The organism is Streptomyces himalayensis subsp. himalayensis (genome assembly GCF_013778455.1).
Taxonomy (GTDB): Bacteria; Actinomycetota; Actinomycetes; order Streptomycetales; family Streptomycetaceae; genus Streptomyces; species Streptomyces himalayensis.
In genome coordinates this window covers 55280-71384 of record NZ_JACEHE010000025.1, presented here as the reverse complement: position 1 = coordinate 71384, position 16105 = coordinate 55280, and the positions used below count along the sequence as shown (strand labels likewise).

Genomic DNA, 16105 nt, shown 5'->3' with positions numbered 1-16105 from the left:
ACGGGTGTCAGGCCCCGCGCAGTTCCAGTACGCGAACGCCTCGCTCGGGCAGGCAAACGGTGTCGGCGGGCGTGCCGTCGAGGTCGTACAGGGTGGCGTCGCCCTCGACCACGGGCTTCACCATGATCTCCTGGCGGGCCTGGCTGACCAGCCAGACGAAGACCCGGCCGTCCTCGTGCTCCAGGCGGTCCACGACCACCCTGGGGTCCGCGACCGTGACCGGGCGCCGCACCTCCGCGTGTGCGCCGAGGGCGTCGTACAGGGTGACGCCGTCTTCGGGGTTGACCCGCGGGGTGACCGCCGCCATGTGCTCGAGGGGGTAGGTGCTCAGGATCACGGAGCCTTCGCCGACCCGCCGCAGCAGCAGAGCGGGGCGGCCGTGGGCGTCGACCGCGAGCACCTCGGCGTCGGTGGGCTCGACGGGGAGGAAGACGCGGCTGTTCTCGGTCCCGGCGGCGCGGAAGGTAAGCCGGGCGCCCTGGGGGAGGTTGCCGAAGGGGCGGACGAACGTGAAGGCCACCTCGTCGTCCTCGATGGGGTCGACCAGGCCGTACTCCAGTTGGTGCTCGACGCCGAACATCTCGTTCAGATGGGCGTACCAGGGGCCGCGTTGCTCGTCGTGGTAACCGGGGCAGTAGGAGACGTACACGGTGGCGCCGGCGCGGGCGCGGTCCTCCAGCTCGTACCAGGTCGGGGAGAGCAGCTGCTTCGTGGATGGTACGAGGTAGAGCCTGGCCTCGCCGGGTAGGTCGTCGCTCTCCCGGGTGACGGCCGGGGCGAGTCCGGCGAGGCGGCCGGCGACCCAGGCCTGGCGGGCGGTGCGGTAGATGTGGTCGGCGTCCTCGGGGCGGGTGAAGGGGTACTCCGTGTCCAGGTACGAGGAGATCACGACGGCGGTGTCGGTGTCGGCGCGCCGGGTGCGGCCGAAGTCCACCTTCTCGAGCAGTTCCGCGAAGTCCTTCAGCTCGCGCAGTTGCGGCTTGGCGGTGCCCTTGGCGTCGGTGAGGCCGAAGTGCATCTCGAACGCGTGGTGCAGGTAAGGCGGTTGGTGCTTGAGGTTGTCGTAGTCGGTGTTGTTCCAGGCGATCCAGCCGGTGGCCCCGGCGAGCAGGCTGTTGTGCAGGACCTGGCGGTAGTAGTGGGCGGCGTTCGGGCCGGAGACGAAGTCGGAGCTGACGCCGAACTCCTCCAGCACGACGGGCCGCCCGAAGGTGCCGGTGAGTTCGCAGACCCAGGCGGCGGCGTGGTGCTGGCGGACGGGGTCGTCCTCCATGCGGTAGACGTGCGGGCCCAGGAAGTCGCAGATCTCGGCGGTGTAGCGGACCGAGAAGCCGTTCTCGTTGCCGGTGTTCTCACGGCCCCAGGCACCTTCGCCGAGGGAGAACGGCTGCGTGCCGCCTGCGGCACGGACGGCGTCGGCGATGATCTGGGCCCAGGACGAGACGGTCTCGCGGTCCTGGGTGCGGTTGCCGTAGATGGGCATCTCGTTGGAGACCAGCCAGCCCGCGACGGCCGGGTGTTCCTTGAAACGGCGCACCATCTGCCCGGCGAACCAGGCCTGGCGGGCGACCATCCATACGTCGGAGTACAGGTCGCGGCCGCCGCGCCAGGACGGGTCCCAGTTCTCACCGGACATGTGCCCGACGATGAAGGTCGGGACGGTGGTCATGCCCAGCTCCTGGTGCCGATCCAGGAAGTCGGCGAACAGGGCGCACTTCTCCTCGTCCACGGTGTAGGGGGTGGGCATGAAGTCCGGCCAGTAGTAGAAGGACCGGGTCATGTTCAGCCCGTGGTCGCGCAGGACGCGCAGTTCCTCGGTCACCACGTCCGGGTCGTAGGAGCGCCACATCAGCGGACCTCCGGTACGCGACCAGTAGTTGGCGCCGAGCCAGGTGACCGGCGTTGCGTCGGAGGTCAGCCGGGCGGAAGTGCGCTGCATGGGCGGGATCCTCTTCTTCTGGAGTGGTGGTCGGTGCACGGCAGGGGGCGTACGGGGTTTCGAACGCGAGAGGAACGTTTCGAGGGCGTGCGCCTACGACGTGGCCGAAGGTTGCGGGGAGGCGGGGAGCTGACGGCGACACGGCCGCGCACCGTGACTCGCGGTCCGCCCTCGCCTGGCGGTGATTCGCTGCGCGGCGCATACGGTGTGGTGGCCGGGCGGTTCCCCGGACGGCGGGACGATGGAACCACTGCACCGGTTTAGCGTCAAGACATCGCGGGGAACTCGGCCGAGATTCATAAACCGGTTTATGCGATGGTCCGACATCTCCGGCCCGGAGGGCGGCCCCTACCACTTCCCGCCTCCCGCCCTGGGCGGTAGCCGCCTCACCGCAGGGCTCGTCCGATCGGCGAGGTCACGACACCGGGCCCGACCGTCGCCGGTCGGCGGCCGGCCACACTCGCCCTTTTTGGTCATGGTCGAGCAAAACCGGTTCAGTTGAGTATGGGCCGAGGACGCCGATGCTTCGCGAGATCAAGAACTCTTTTGTTTTGGAAGTGTTGACATCGGATTACCCGGACTCTAATTTTTGCCCACGCCGACTGTGACGGGGCAACCATCCCCGTCCCGCCGACGCACGTCGCGGACGCCTACAGGCGCCCACCGAGCCGCACCACTCGCATAGCTCCACGACTTGCGCAGCCGTACCACCACGTCAGTTCCGCACGGCTCGAGAATTCCGTTCTGACATCGTTGTCATACGCGATCCACCCGCACCTCGTCATCCGCTTGCACGCAGCGCCTCCCCCCAGCCCCCCACGAGTGCTCACTCCCCTCCGACTCCTCACCCCTCCAACCCGCCCACCGATCAGGGGATCACCGATGAACCTCATGAGAGTGGCCCGGCGGCGTCTCCTCGCCTTCGGCGCAGTACTGGCTCTGGCCGCCACCACCGCCACCGCATGCGGCGGGGGAACCTCCGCCAGCCCCGCCGCGACCGGCATGGTCACCGTCACGGCTTCCTCAGGCAACTTCACCCGCAACTTCAACCCGTTCTCGCCGAACGCCCAGCAGGGCACGCACGGCATGATCTACGAGCCGTTGTTCCTGTTCAACGCGGTGAAGAGCGGTGACGTCAATCCCTGGCTCGGCAAGTCCTACACCTGGGCGGACGGCGGCAAGACCCTGCGTATCAAGATCCGCACCGACGCCACCTGGAACGACGGGGAGCCGTTCACCAACAAGGACGTGGCGTTCACCTTCCGGATGGCGCTGAAGAACAAGGACTTCAACAGCTACGCCCTGCCCCTCACGTCGGTCACCACGGACGGCACGGACGGGGTCACGCTGAAGTTCTCGCAGTCGGCGTACACCAAGGAGTACTTCATCCTTGGCAAGGCCGACCAGTTGCCCGAGCACATCTGGTCGAAGATCCCCGACGGCAAGAAGAAGACCGTCCTCAACAGCAAGCCGGTGGGCACAGGTTCCTGGACGGTCAAGTCGGTCGCCAACACGGTGATGGACCTGCAGGCGCGCAAGGACTATTACATCAAGGCCAAACCCAGCATCAAGACGCTGCGCTACCTGTCCTTCAGCGGCAACAACAGCGCCAACGCCGCGATCACCTCGGGGAAGGTCGACTGGGCCGGCGCCTTCATCCCCGACATCGAGAAGAACTACCTCGCCAAGAACAAGAAGTTTGACCTGGTCAACATCCCGCTCGCGGTCACCTTCTTCGTGCCGAACACCAACAAGGGCCCGACCGCGGACGTGAACGTGCGCAAGGCCGTCAGCGCCGCGCTCGACCGCGACTTCATGAGCAAGACCGTCTACAACGGCCAGGCCGGCCCGACGAACCCGATGGCGCTGCTGCTGCCCAACTACCAGTCGGTGCTCGACCCGTCGCTGAAGGACGCCACGTTCGAGACCGGCGAGGCGAAGGTGGCCTCGTACCTGAAGGCCGCCGGCTACTCCAAGGGCTCGGGCGGCATCTACGCCAAGGACGGCAAGAAGCTGTCGATCACGCTGGAGGTGGTCTCCGGCTGGACCGACTACATCAGCGTCGCGCAGATGGCCAAGCAGCAGCTCGCCAAGGCCGGTATAGAGCTGAAGGTGCGCACCGAGGCATACGCACAGTGGGTGGCCAACCAGTCCGCCGGCAAGTTCGAGATGCTGCTCAGCAACTACGGCTACACGCCGGTGCCTTACGCCTACTACGACCAGCTGCTCGACAGCCGGATCGCCCCGAAGGACGGGCAGAGCACGAACATCGGCAACTACGGCGGCTACGCCAACTCCGATGTGGACGCGGCGCTGGACGCCATCGCCTCGACCACCGACCTGGAGAAGCAGAAGCCGCACTTCTACAAGATCCAGCAGCAGTTCATCAAGGACATGCCGCTGATCCCGCTGTTCAACGCTCAGAACGAGATCGAGTTCAACGGCAACCACATCACCGGATACCCCACCAAGGACAACGCGTACGCCGCCCCGTCGGTCTGGCTGGCCCCGGACAACGGCTGGGTCGCCATGCAGCTCAAGCCGGTGAAGTAACGCGGCACACTCCCGTCCGCACTCCGGTGCGGTGCCCTCCTCCCCTCGCCGGCTCCTGACACCGGCGCGGGGCGGAGCGGCACCGCACCGGCCCCCCGGCCGAGCCGGCAAGGAGCTTTTCGGATATGCGGTACCTCTTGAGAAAACTCGGGTTCTACGCGATCGCCGCGTGGATGGCGGTCACCCTCAACTTCGCGCTGCCCCGGCTGATCCCCGGCGACCCGGTGCAGCTGATCATGGCCAGGCAGGCGCAGCAGGGCCCGGTGCCCCCGGGTGAGAAGGAGGCACTGGCGAAGATGCTGGGCCTGGGCAACGGCAACATCTTCGTCCAGTACTGGGACTACCTGGTCTCCACGGCGCAGCTGAAGTTCGGCCTCTCGGTCACCTTCTTCCCGACCCCGGTGTCCTCGGTGCTGAACTCCTCGGTGCTGTGGACCCTGCTGCTGGTCGGCGTCTCCACCGTCATCAGCGTCGTCATCGGCATCACCCTGGGCACGGTCGCCGGGTGGAAGCGCGGCACCTGGCTGGACTCGCTGGTGCCGTCCACCACCTTCCTGGCCGCCATCCCGTACTTCTGGTTCGCGCTCCTGCTGCTGTACCTGCTGACCCAGATCTGGCCGGTGTTCCCGGGGAACGGCGGCTACGACCCGGGCGTGACGATCGGCTGGAACGGGGCGTTCATCCAGTCCGCTGTGCAGCACGCGGCGCTGCCCGCGATCACGATCGTGCTGAGCTCGGTGGGCGGCTGGCTGCTCGGCATGCGGAACATGATGGTGTCCACCCTGTCCGAGGACTACGTGTCCGCCGCCGAGGCGAAGGGCCTCAAGTCCCGTACGGTGATGATCGGTTACGCGGCCCGCAACGCGGTGCTGCCGTCGGTGGCCGGTTTCGCGATCTCCCTGGGCTTCGTGGTCAGCGGCTCGCTGGTCATGGAGATGGTCTTCTCGTACCCCGGCATCGGCTACACCCTGTTCCAGGCCGTCAGCAACAACGACTACCCGCTGATGCAGGCCGTCTTCCTTGTCATCACCTTCGCCGTGCTGTCGGCCAACTTCCTGGTGGACATGCTGTACGGCTTCGTCGACCCGCGTACGAGGCAGGCCCGATGACCACCGCACCGATCACCTCGACCCTTCCGACCGCCACTCCGCCCGCGTCCGGCTCCTCCGGCGGCCCGGCCGCCTGGGCGCGCGGCGCCTGGCGGACGCTGCGCCGCTCCCGCCGGCTCACCATCGGCTTCGCCATCATCACCGCCTTCGTGCTGGTGGCGGCCTTCGGCCCGCTTCTCTCCGGCAACCCCGACGCCTTCAGCCAGGACCTGTCCCAACCGCCGTCCGGCGCCCACTGGCTGGGCACCACCCAGACCGGCCAGGACGTCTTCGCCCAGCTCATCGCCAGCACCCGAGGGTCGTTGGTGGTCGGCGCCGCTGCCGCCCTGCTGGCCACGGCCGTGTCGATCGTGATCGGCATCGGCGGCGGCTTCCTCGGCGGCTGGGCCGACGAGGCGCTGTCGCTGATCAGCAACGTGTTCCTGGTGATCCCGGGCCTGCCACTGGTGATCGTGATCGCCTCGTACGTGAAGGGCAGCAGCACGCTCGCCACCATCGGCGTCATCGCGCTGACCAGCTGGGCCGCCTCCGCCCGTGTACTGCGCGCCCAGACGCTGAGCCTGCGCAGCCGCGACTACGTGCAGGCGGCGCGGCTGTACGGCGAGCGGCGCTGGCGGATCGTGCTGGTGGAGATCCTGCCGAACGAGGTCGCGATCATCGTCTCGCAGTTCATCTTCGCGGTGATCTTCGCGATCCTCACACAGGCGGGCCTGGCGTTCCTCGGCCTTGACGACCCGTCGGCGATGACCTGGGGCAACATGCTGTATTTCGCGCAGAACGCCGAGGCGCTGTCCGGCGGTTCCTGGTGGTGGTTCGTCCCGCCCGGCCTGTGCATCGCGGTCTTCGGGGCCGCCCTGTCACTGATCAGCTTCGGCCTGGACGAGGTCCTCGACCCGCGGCTGCGCGTCCACCGGCCGCGCTCCGGCCGCCGTACCCGTACGAAGGGGACCGCCCGATGATCGACACCGTTGCCGGCCTGGCCGCCGATCCCTCGGGCTCCACCGCCCAGGATGTCGTGCTGCGCGCCGAGAACGTCCACGTGGAGTACGACGGCGAGCGCCCGACGCGCGCCGTCCGGGGCGTGAGTTTCGAGCTGCGGCGCGGCGAGGTACTGGGTATCGCCGGGGAGAGCGGCTGTGGCAAGTCCACTCTGGCGTACGCGGTCACGCGGATGATGAAGCCGCCCGCGCAGTTGACGGGTGGCAGCGTCGTCTTCCGCGACCGGGAGGGGCGGGAGACCGACCTGCTGGCGCTGGAGGGCGAGGAGCTGCGGGCCTTCCGCTGGAACCGGCTGTCGATGGTGTTCCAGAGCGCCATGAACGCGCTGAATCCAGTCACCACCGTGGGGCGGCAGTTCGACGACATCTACGGCGCGCACCGTCCGGAGATGACGAAGTCCGAGCGGGCGGAGCGTACGAAGGCGCTGCTGGAGATGGTGGGCATCGACGCCGGCCGGGCCGACGGCTATCCGCACGAGCTGTCCGGCGGTATGCGCCAGCGGGTGGTGATCGCCATGGCGCTCGCGCTGGAACCGGACGTCGTCATCATGGACGAGCCGACCACGGCACTCGACGTGGTGGTGCAGCGGGAGATCCTCGACGAGATCGAGCGGCTCCGCGAAGAACTGGGTTTCAGCGTCATCTTCATCACGCACGACCTGGGACTGCTGCTGGAGATCAGCGACCGGCTGGCCGTGATGTACGCGGGCGAGATCGTCGAGTACGCCCCGGCGGAGCGCCTGACCGACGCCCGGCACCCCTACACCCAGGGTCTGTTGCGGTCGTTCCCCGACCTCGTCGGGGAACGACGCGAGCTGCGCGGTATCCCGGGCTCGCCACCGGACCTGCGTGGCGAGGTCGTCGGATGCGCGTTCGCGGACCGCTGCGAGTACGCCTTCGAGCCCTGCCGCGCGGTGACTCCTCACCTGCTGGACATCGCGCGCGAGGGTGCCGCGGGTTGGCGCGCCGCGTGCCATCTCAACGACCCGGAACACCGCAGCTCCGTCTCCGACGCCGAAGGACCGCAGTCATGACCGCCCTCGAAGTCCGCGATCTCGTCGTCGAGTACGCCCAGTCCCGCGGCAAGCCCTTCCGAGCCGTCGAGAAGCTCTCCTTCACGTTGGAGGCCGGCCGCACCCTCGCCCTCGTCGGCGAGAGCGGCAGCGGCAAGTCCAGCGTCCTGAAGGCGCTCTCACGCCTGGTGACGCCGGCAGGCGGGCAGATCCTGCTCGGCGGCCGGGACAAGGTGCCGGCGAAGGAGTACCGGCGCGCGGTGCAGATGGTCTTCCAGGACCCGTTCGCCTCGCTCAACCCGTCGCACAGTGTGGACCACCACCTGCGGCGTCCGCTTCTGGCCACCGGGCGCGCGCGGCGCGGGACCGAGGCGGACACGGCTGTCGCGGAGCTGCTGCGGCAGGTGAACCTCACCCCGGCGGCGGACGTGGCGCGCAAGCGGCCGCACGAGCTGTCCGGCGGGCAGCGGCAGCGTGTCGCGATCGCCCGGGCGCTCGCTCCGGCGCCCGACGTGCTGCTGGCCGACGAGCCGGTGTCGATGCTGGACGTGTCGATCCGTCTCGAGATCCTCAACCTGCTGGACGACCTGAAGCGCCAGCGCGATCTGGCGCTGCTGTATGTGACGCACGACCTGGCCACGGCCCGGCACTTCTCCAGCGACATCATGGTGATGTACCGGGGGCAGGTCGTCGAGCGCGGCCCGAGCGACGAGGTCATCCTCAACCCGAAGCATCCATATACCCAGTTGCTGGCGGCTGCGGCGCCCAGGACCGGAGCGACGCGTGCGGAGGTCCGGGCCGCGCGGCAGGTGCGTGCGGCGGCGCGCTCGGCGCGGGACGCCGAGCGGCGGGAGACGGTGGTCGGTGACGGCTGCCGGTTCCGGCCGCGCTGTCCGTTCGCCATGGACGTCTGTGCCACCAGGCCGCCGGAGGCAGCCCTCGGCGGAGGCCACAGGGTGCTGTGCTGGCTGCAGTCTGAAGGGAAGGCCGCCGCGTGACCGGGGGTGCCGGTTTCGAGCCGGTCACCGGTTTCGAGCCGGTCGCGACGCTGACCGTGGACCCGGGCACCGCCCGGATCCACGCCGAGGGCTGGCAGTCCTGGAGCGTCACCGACTCGCTTCCGGTCACCGCCGTGCCGTACCGCCCGACGCTCGCCAACTCACTGGCGATGGACTGCCACTACAACGCCGCCCCGCCCGAAGGTGTCTTCCAGGGCGAGGGCGTGCTGGCGGTGGATCCCGGCGACGGCGGGCCGGTGCACGTGTTCGCGGCCGATCGCGCCGACCGGACGGTGCCGCGGGTGCGCGCGGAGCCGGCGCCGGGAGGCGTGCTGCGGATCTCGTCCGACGCGCCTGTGCTACAGCTGGAGGGCGAGGACGGCGCGACGGTGCAGTCTGCCCTCGGCGCCTGGGCGGACGGGTTCGCCCGCCGGGCCAGGGTGTCCGAGGAGCGCCTGACGCGGGCGGCGCCTACGGTGTGGTGCTCCTGGTACCAGTACTGGAACACCGTCACCGAGGCGGACATCCACGCGGAGTTGGACGCCATGGACGAGCTGGACCTGCCGTTCGGCGTGGTCCAGATCGATGATGGCTATCAGGCCGCGCCCGGTGACTGGCTGCTGCCGTCGGACCGGTTCGCGGACCTGCCGGGGCTGGTCGGCCGGATAAGCGGTCACGGCCGGCGGGCCGGGATCTGGACCGCCCCGCTGCTGCTCGGCCTGGGCAGCCGTCTGTACGCCGAGCACCCGGACTGGGCGGTCATCGACCCGGCCTCCGGTGAACCGGTGTTCGCCGGCGACGCGATCGGCGACCGCTGCACGGCGCTGGACGTGACGAACCCGGCCGCGGCCGCGTACCTCAGCGGGGTGTTCGAGGCGATGCGCGGCTGGGGCATCGCCTACTTCAAGATCGACTTCATGTACGCGGCTGCGCTCGAGGGCCGCCGGTACGCGGACGTGACGGGTGTCGAGGCCTACCGCGAAGCACTGCGGATCATCCGCGACGCGATCGGCCCGGACTCGTACCTCGTGGGCTGCGGAGCCCCGCTGCTGCCCGCCGCCGGATTCGTGGACGCCATGCGGGTCGGCCCGGACATCGCCGCGTACTGGCAGGCGCCGGGCGGGCATCCGTCCGAGCCGAGCCAGCACAACGCCACCCGCAATGTGCGCGCCCGCGCCTGGCAGCACGGCCGGCTGTGGACCAACGACCCCGACTGCCTGATGCTGCGGCCCGGCGTCGAGCGGCGAGAGGAGTGGGCGCGGACTGTGGAGACGCACGGTGGCCTGCGGTCGTCGGGCGACGGCCTGCGCGCACTCGACGACTGGGGGCTCGCGACCACCCGCCGCCTGCTGTGGCCGTCCTAGACTGAGCCAGGCAAAAGGGAGAGGAATGCACAAGTGAAGCGCCCGACGATGGCAGACGTCGCCCGGCGAGCCGGAGTCACCAAGGGTGCCGTGTCATTCGCGCTCAACGGCAAACCGGGCGTGTCCGAAGGAACGCGCCGGCGGATCCTCGCCATCGCGGAGGAGCTCGGCTGGAAGCCCAACAGCGCGGCCCGCGCCCTGTCCGACGGACGGGCGGGTACGTACGGGCTCGTCGTCGACCGGCCCGCGCGCACCCTGGGCATCGAGCCGTTCTTCATGCAGCTGATTTCCGGCATCCAGGTCGAACTGTCCGGCCGGGGTGTGTCGTTGCTGTTCACCCTGGCCGAGGACACCGCCGCCCAGATCGCCGTCTACCGCGACTGGTGGGCGAGCCGCCGGGTGGACGGCGTGTTCCTGGTGGACGTCGCGGTGGACGACCCGCGGATCCCCGCACTGGAGGAACTACGCCTGCCCGCCCTGGTGGTCGGCCACCCGGTCGGCACCGGGAGCCTGCCGGCCGTGTGGAGCGACGAGGCGGGGGCCGTACGTGCGGCTCTTGCGCATCTGGCCGCCCTGGGGCACCGGTCGGTCGCCCGGATCAGTGGTCCCAGCGCACTGTGGCACACCCGTATCCGCACCGCCGCGTTCGAGGAGGTCACCCGCGAGTTCGGGATGCGGCTGACCACCGTCGAGACCGACTACACCGGCGAGCAGGGTGCCGCCGCGACCCGCGAGGTACTGGCCGGCGATCCGCGTCCCACGGCCGTGCTCTACGACAACGACGTGATGGCCGTCTCCGGCCTCAGCGCCGCCCGCCACATGGGACTGTCCGTCCCCGGCGACGTCTCGATGGTGGCCTGGGACGACTCCGCCCTGTGCGAACTGGTCGAGCCCGGACTCACGGCGCTGAACCGGGACATCGTGGACTACGGGGCCCGGGCGGCCCAGCAGTTGCGGGAACTGGTCGAGGGCAGGACGATCGACCACTTCCAGGTCACCGGTCCGAAACTGGTGGAACGCGGCAGCACGGGACCGGCGGTCTGACGGACGGGCGGAGCCGACACGAGCCGCAGCGCCGGAACCGCCTGGTGGAGTGTGCGGGGGCGGCGATCGGCAGGGCCCTGGAATGCGCCGTGCGGGCGGAATGCGCCGTGCGGGCCATCGGCAGGGGCCCGGGATGCGCCGTGCGGGCCGCAGGTACAGGCCGGTGGCCCGCGGCATGGCCAAGCGCTGCAAGGCTCCGGCTGCATCTCGATCGAAACGCTGGGTGCGGTAGTTGCCGTGCACGGTGGGAGCAGCAACGTGCTCCGGCACCGACTCACCGTCGTGCGCTGGTAGGTCGCCCGGCCACAACTCTCATGGACGAACCGGGCGGTGCCCGCTCCGGCATGCCCGCGAACCACGACTCGGACCATGGGCTCCGCTCGGCCGTCCCCCGCCCATCCATGGTGTGGATGACCCGGATACGGGATTCGGATCGTGTGGAGGATGGCGGCGCCCTCCGGGACGGCCCATAGTCGTCCCTACCCGCACGCCGCCGTCCGGACCAGCCGCCGGTGTGAGGCCTACCCAGGCATGCCCTGCGCCGTCGGCGGCGCCCCTGGTGGCATGCCCGCTCCCGTACACCGTCCCCTGGAGTCGCCATGCCTGGTTCCGTGCCCCCGTCCCCCGCCGCGGTGGACGACGTCACTCCGTCGCCCGTCCCCGTCTCGGGCCCTGCCCGTCTGCTGCGCGTGACCCTGCTGATGGCAGGCAGTTGTCTGCCGATTCTGGGGGCGGTGCTGATCGCCCCGGTGCTGCCGAAGATGCAGGACTACTTCGCCTCGACCCCGGGGGCCAAGGCACTGGTTCCCCTCGCGCTGACCGTTCCGGCTCTGTCGCTGGCTCTGCTGGCCCCGTTCGCCGGGGTGATCGTGGACCGGCTGGGCCGCAAGCGTCTGCTGATAGTGGCGACCCTCCTGTACGCCGTGTTCGGCACGGCCCCGCTCTGGCTGGACTCGCTGGGCGCCATCATCGCCAGCCGGGCCCTTGTCGGTGTCACCGAGGCCGCCATCATGACGTGCTGCACCACCCTGATCGGCGACTACTACTCCGGTCACCAGCGGGTGAAGTACCTCGCCCTGCAGACCATGTGCGCCTCCGCGTCGGCCACCGCGTTCTTCGTGCTCGGCGGCGCCGTCGGGGCGGCCGGCTGGCGTGTGCCCTTCTGGGTCTACGCCGTGAGCCTGGTGCTCGCCCCGCTGATGGCCACCGCTCTGCCCAACCCGGCAGCCCGCGCGGCGGCCGACGAGGCCCCGGCCGAGAGCGAAACGGCCGAGGCCTCGACCAGCCGTCCGTTTCCCTGGCGGCAGATGGCGGGTATCTGCGCGCTCACCTTTTTCGGGGCGATGGTCTTCTACACCGTCCCCGTGGAGATGTCGTACCTGCTCGACGATCTCGGCGTGGAGAACACGGGTGTGATCGGCCTTGCCACCGCGATCGCGAGTGCGGCCACCGTGGCCGGAGCGGTCACGTTCGCCCGGCTGAAGCGCTCCCCGGACCCGATGCTGCCCGCCGTACTCGCGCTCTGCGCGGCCGGTTTCGGAGTGATGTTCCTCGCCGGCAACCCCCTGCTGCTGGTTGTCGGAGCGGTGGTCAACTGCCTGGGCACGGGCATGCTGCTGCCCGCCCTCCTCACCAGTGCCATGTCCCGTCTGGCGTTCGAGGACCGCGGCCGCGGCACTGGGCTGTGGATGGCGGCCTTCTTCGGCGGCGAGTTCGTCTGTCCGCTGGTGCTGCTGGCCCTGGAGCCGGCGGTCGGCAGTCTCGTGGGCGCGGTGGGCGTGCTGGGGGTGGCTGCCGCGGTCGTCGCGGCGGGGCTGTGGGGGGCCCGGCGCCGTGCGGGCGCCGCGGATCCCCGGCCGCTGCCGGAGCAGTTGGCCTGAGCCCGCGGAGGCGGACGGGCCGGGGAGTACCGGGCGACGGTGCCCCGGCCCCGTCACGCGTGTCGGTCTCGCCGTCGTACCAGACAGACGGCGAGGCCGACACGTGCCGAACACACCTGCCGCCGGGCGGGCTTTGCCGTTCATCGGCTGCCGCCGGGCCGGGATCAGGGCAGGACTGGCGCCGGCCCCGCGCCCTGTACGTCGGGTACGGCCTCGGTCGTGCCGCGCCCTGTCAGCGTCGCGCCCACCTCTTCCGCTTTCTGCCGCAACCAGATGTGGGCCGCGTCCTGGGAGTGCACCGGATGCCACCACAGCGCCACCTGGACCGGTACGGCCTCGAAGGGGCAGGGCAGGACACGCACCGCGGCGGAGAGGACCGCCCTGCGGGCCAGGCGCTCCTGGATCATCGCGACCCGGCGCGTGCCCTCGACCATGTGGGGCAGCAACTGGAAGGTCTGCACGGAGACCTCCACCCGAGGGCTGATGCCGAGCATGCTCAGCTGGCGGGCCGCCGGTGCGTCGTAAGGCCGTTGGTAGACGGCCCAGGGCAGGCGGGCCAGCTGGTCGAGGGTGAGTGCGTCGCCGACCTCGGGGTGGTCGTCGGCGACCATGCACAACCAGCGGTCCGTGAAAAGGTCGACGGCGGGGAAGCCGTCGATGACGCCGTGCGGCATCAGCAGTCCGTCGACGGTACTCAGCAGGGCGGCGGTGTTCTCCTCTACGGAGGGCGCCGGGTGCTGGAAGGTGAGCCGGATGCCGGGGGACTCCTCATGCACGGCGCGGGCGAGCACTGCGCCGAAGACGGCCGCGCTGTAGTCCGAGGCGAGCAGGGTGAACTCGCGGGTCTCGGCGGCCGGGTCGAAGTCCGCCTGGCTGGAGAAGACCCGTTCCAGCAGGTCGCACGCGGTGGCGCTGCGGTCGCGCAGGGCCACGCCGAGCGGGGTCAGCTCGTAGCTGTTGCCGGTGCGGGCGAGCAATTCGTCGTCGAAATGGCGGCGCAGGCGTGACAGCGCCGCACTCATCGCGGGCTGGCTCAGTCCGACGCGCTCGCCGGCCCGGGTGACGTTGCGCTCCTCCAGCAGCGCACGCAGGGCGACGACCAGATTGAGGTCGAGTCGGGACAGGTTCACCGGGCACCACCTAGTAAGCGAAAGCCATCCACACCATGGATTCATTACATCCACAGGATTGATTTCCGTGATTGGCCGATCGGAGCCAGAGTAGACCGCAACCCAGCAGGAGGAAATCTGATGGCAACGCTCGCGCAACCTGCCGGCCCGTTCGCGCTCGGCACGTTCTCCGCTCCGGACGGGGAGCCGTTCCCCGGTCTCCTGGCCAAGGACCGGGTGGCCGACCTTCGTACGGCTCTCGGCGAACCCGACCTGACGGCCCGCGGGATCTTCGAACGCTGGGCGGAGCTACTGCCCCTCCTGCACGCCCTCGCCACGGACACGACCGGCGACTGGCGGACACTCGACGGCCTGCGGGTCCACGCCCCCGTCGAGCCCCGCCAGATCTTCCAGTCCGGCGCCAACTACCGGCAGCACGTGATCGACCTCGAGGTCGCCCACCGCTCCCCCGACGACCCGCGCACCGTCGAGGAGGCGCGCGCGGAGATCGCCGCGATCATGGACCGGCGGGCCGCCGAGGACCTGCCGTACGTCTTCATCGGCCTGCCCAGCACCATCGCCGGCCCGTACGACGACGTCGTACTCCCTTCCTGGGCGGAGAAGCCGGACTGGGAGCTGGAGTTGGCGGCCGTGATGGCCAAGCCCGCCTACCGGATATCCGTAGAGGAGGCCCTGGAGTACGTCGCCGGCTACACGATCGCCAACGACCTCACCGACCGTGCCACCGTCTTCCGGCGGGACATGCCGGCCATCGGCACCGACTGGCTGCGCTGCAAGAACGCCCCCGGCTTCACTCCGCTCGGGCCCTGGATCGTCCCCGCCGAGTCCATCGCCGACCCGGCTGATCTGCGGGTCACCCTGAAGCTGAACGGTGAGACCATGCAGGACGAGTCCACCAAGGACATGCTCTTCGGCATCGCGCGCCTGGTGTCGTACATCTCCCAGACCTCCCGGCTCCTGCCCGGCGATCTGGTGCTGACCGGCAGCCCAGCCGGCAACGGGATCCACTGGGGGCGGCTTCTGCGGGACGGCGACGTCATGGAGGGTTCCATCACCGGTCTGGGCGTGCAGCGCACCCGCTGTGTGGCGGAGGGGGCCGCATGAGCCTGGACCGCCACGACCCGGAGGGCGCGATCGCCGAGGCCGCCAAGGCGTACTCGAACTGGGGGCGCTGGGGCGAGGACGACGTGCTCGGCACCCTGAACTTCCTCGACGAGGCCAAGCGGCGCGAAGGCGCGGCCCTCGTGCGACGGGGCGTCAGTTTCTCGCTCTCGCAGTCCTTCGACATGAACGGCCCGCAGAAGGGCTGGCGCCGACGCACCAACCCGGTGCACACCATGCTCGACACCGGCACCGACGCGGCCCTCGGCAACCAGGGCTTCCCGCACGGCATCGGCGGCGCGGACGACGTGATCGCGATGCCGTTGCAGTGCTCCACCCAGTGGGACGGCCTCGGGCACATCTTCGACCACGGCAAGGCCTGGAACGGACGCGACGCGGAGAAGGTCGTCACCTCCGACGGCGACCTGGTCACCGGCATCGAGCACATGGCTCCGTACGTGGCCGGGCGCGGCGTACTGCTGGACGTGGCCCGGGTCATCGGTGACGACGACGGTGAACCGGAGCTGCCCGACGGATTCGCGATCACCGCGGGGCACCTGACCGCGACCGCGGAGGCCCACGGCGTGACCGTCGGCCGCGGCGACATCGTCCTCGTCCGCACCGGACACCTCGCCCGCGCCCGGCGCGACGGCTGGGGCGACTACGCGGGCGGACCCGCACCCGGAATGTCGTTCACCACCGCCGGCTGGCTGCACGGTACCGAGATCGCCGCGATCGCCACCGACACCTGGGGTTTCGAGGTCCGGCCGAACGAGTTCGAGAACGCCTTCCAGCCGCTGCACCAGGTCGTCATCCCCAACATGGGCCTGTTGATCGGCGAGATGTGGGACCTCGACGCCCTCGCCGCGGACTGCGCCGACGACGGCGTCTACGAGTTCTGGCTCACCGCCGCTCCCCTCCCCATCACCGGAGCCGTCGGCTCCCCGGTCAATCCCATCGCGGTGAAGTAGCCCGC

12 protein-coding genes are annotated in these 16105 nt (G+C 69.9%); 10 read left to right on the top strand and 2 right to left on the bottom strand.

The features are described 5' to 3' along the window. Positions 1-7: 7 nt before the first annotated feature. Positions 8-1939, bottom strand: coding sequence for a cellulase family glycosylhydrolase (locus H1D24_RS31370; protein ID WP_181661105.1), 1932 nt, complete (start codon positions 1937-1939; stop codon positions 8-10). A gap of 882 nt (positions 1940-2821) precedes the next feature. On the opposite strand from H1D24_RS31370, the gene H1D24_RS31365 reads away from it, so the two are divergent. The 8 genes from H1D24_RS31365 (at position 2822) to H1D24_RS31330 (ending at position 12898) form a co-directional block, all read left to right on the top strand. Beyond that, the gene (locus tag H1D24_RS31365; protein ID WP_181661104.1) at positions 2822-4492 is read left to right on the top strand and encodes an ABC transporter substrate-binding protein; all 1671 of its coding nucleotides are present in this window, start codon (positions 2822-2824) and stop codon (positions 4490-4492) included. Between the two features lie 125 nt (positions 4493-4617). Then, entirely contained in the window at positions 4618-5601 is a 984-nt protein-coding gene (locus tag H1D24_RS31360; protein ID WP_181661103.1) for an ABC transporter permease, read from the top strand. Continuing rightward, a complete protein-coding gene (locus H1D24_RS31355) occupies positions 5598-6560 on the top strand; it encodes an ABC transporter permease (protein ID WP_181661102.1) in 963 nt (320 codons plus the stop codon). The genes H1D24_RS31360 and H1D24_RS31355 overlap by 4 nt, the downstream gene beginning before the upstream one ends. After that, positions 6557-7633, top strand: a complete 1077-nt coding sequence (locus H1D24_RS31350; RefSeq protein WP_181661101.1) for an ABC transporter ATP-binding protein — start codon at positions 6557-6559, stop codon at positions 7631-7633. The genes H1D24_RS31355 and H1D24_RS31350 overlap by 4 nt, the downstream gene beginning before the upstream one ends. Further along, on the top strand, positions 7630-8610 hold the full coding sequence (locus H1D24_RS31345) for an ABC transporter ATP-binding protein (protein ID WP_181661100.1): 981 nt from the start codon (positions 7630-7632) through the stop codon (positions 8608-8610). The genes H1D24_RS31350 and H1D24_RS31345 overlap by 4 nt, the downstream gene beginning before the upstream one ends. Next, positions 8607-9974 carry a glycoside hydrolase family 36 protein gene (locus H1D24_RS31340; RefSeq protein WP_309484502.1) on the top strand — a complete coding sequence of 456 codons (1368 nt, stop codon included), beginning with the start codon at positions 8607-8609 and terminating at the stop codon, positions 9972-9974. The genes H1D24_RS31345 and H1D24_RS31340 overlap by 4 nt, the downstream gene beginning before the upstream one ends. Before the next feature lie 33 nt (positions 9975-10007). Beyond that, a complete protein-coding gene (locus H1D24_RS31335) occupies positions 10008-11018 on the top strand; it encodes a LacI family DNA-binding transcriptional regulator (RefSeq protein WP_181661099.1) in 1011 nt (336 codons plus the stop codon). Positions 11019-11617: 599 nt separating this feature from the next. Beyond that, positions 11618-12898, top strand: coding sequence for an MFS transporter (locus tag H1D24_RS31330; RefSeq protein WP_181661098.1), 1281 nt, complete (start codon positions 11618-11620; stop codon positions 12896-12898). A gap of 164 nt (positions 12899-13062) precedes the next feature. On the opposite strand, the gene H1D24_RS31325 is transcribed toward H1D24_RS31330, so the two are convergent. Next, complete coding sequence (locus H1D24_RS31325) at positions 13063-14028, bottom strand: LysR family transcriptional regulator (protein ID WP_181661097.1); 966 nt, start codon at positions 14026-14028, stop codon at positions 13063-13065. Between the two features lie 120 nt (positions 14029-14148). Between H1D24_RS31325 and H1D24_RS31320 the strand changes: the two genes are divergently transcribed. Both H1D24_RS31320 and H1D24_RS31315 read left to right on the top strand, forming a co-directional pair. Next, on the top strand, positions 14149-15132 hold the full coding sequence (locus tag H1D24_RS31320) for a fumarylacetoacetate hydrolase family protein (RefSeq protein WP_181661096.1): 984 nt from the start codon (positions 14149-14151) through the stop codon (positions 15130-15132). Further along, the gene (locus tag H1D24_RS31315) at positions 15129-16100 is read left to right on the top strand and encodes a cyclase family protein (protein ID WP_181661095.1); all 972 of its coding nucleotides are present in this window, start codon (positions 15129-15131) and stop codon (positions 16098-16100) included. Before H1D24_RS31320 ends, H1D24_RS31315 begins: the two co-directional genes overlap by 4 nt. Positions 16101-16105 lie beyond the last annotated feature (5 nt).

Excerpts from the sequence above, each read along its gene's own strand:
- H1D24_RS31360 (WP_181661103.1), top strand. The coding sequence starts at position 4,618 with ATGCGGTACCTCTTGAGAAAACTCGGGTTCTACGCGATCGCCGCGTGG.
- H1D24_RS31320 (WP_181661096.1), top strand. The coding sequence starts at position 14,149 with ATGGCAACGCTCGCGCAACCTGCCGGCCCGTTCGCGCTCGGCACGTTC.
- H1D24_RS31330 (WP_181661098.1), top strand. The coding sequence starts at position 11,618 with ATGCCTGGTTCCGTGCCCCCGTCCCCCGCCGCGGTGGACGACGTCACT.
- H1D24_RS31370 (WP_181661105.1), bottom strand. The coding sequence starts at position 1,939 with ATGCAGCGCACTTCCGCCCGGCTGACCTCCGACGCAACGCCGGTCACC.
- H1D24_RS31355 (WP_181661102.1), top strand. The coding sequence starts at position 5,598 with ATGACCACCGCACCGATCACCTCGACCCTTCCGACCGCCACTCCGCCC.
- H1D24_RS31345 (WP_181661100.1), top strand. The coding sequence starts at position 7,630 with ATGACCGCCCTCGAAGTCCGCGATCTCGTCGTCGAGTACGCCCAGTCC.
- H1D24_RS31350 (WP_181661101.1), top strand. The coding sequence starts at position 6,557 with ATGATCGACACCGTTGCCGGCCTGGCCGCCGATCCCTCGGGCTCCACC.
- H1D24_RS31365 (WP_181661104.1), top strand. The coding sequence starts at position 2,822 with ATGAACCTCATGAGAGTGGCCCGGCGGCGTCTCCTCGCCTTCGGCGCA.
- H1D24_RS31315 (WP_181661095.1), top strand. The coding sequence starts at position 15,129 with ATGAGCCTGGACCGCCACGACCCGGAGGGCGCGATCGCCGAGGCCGCC.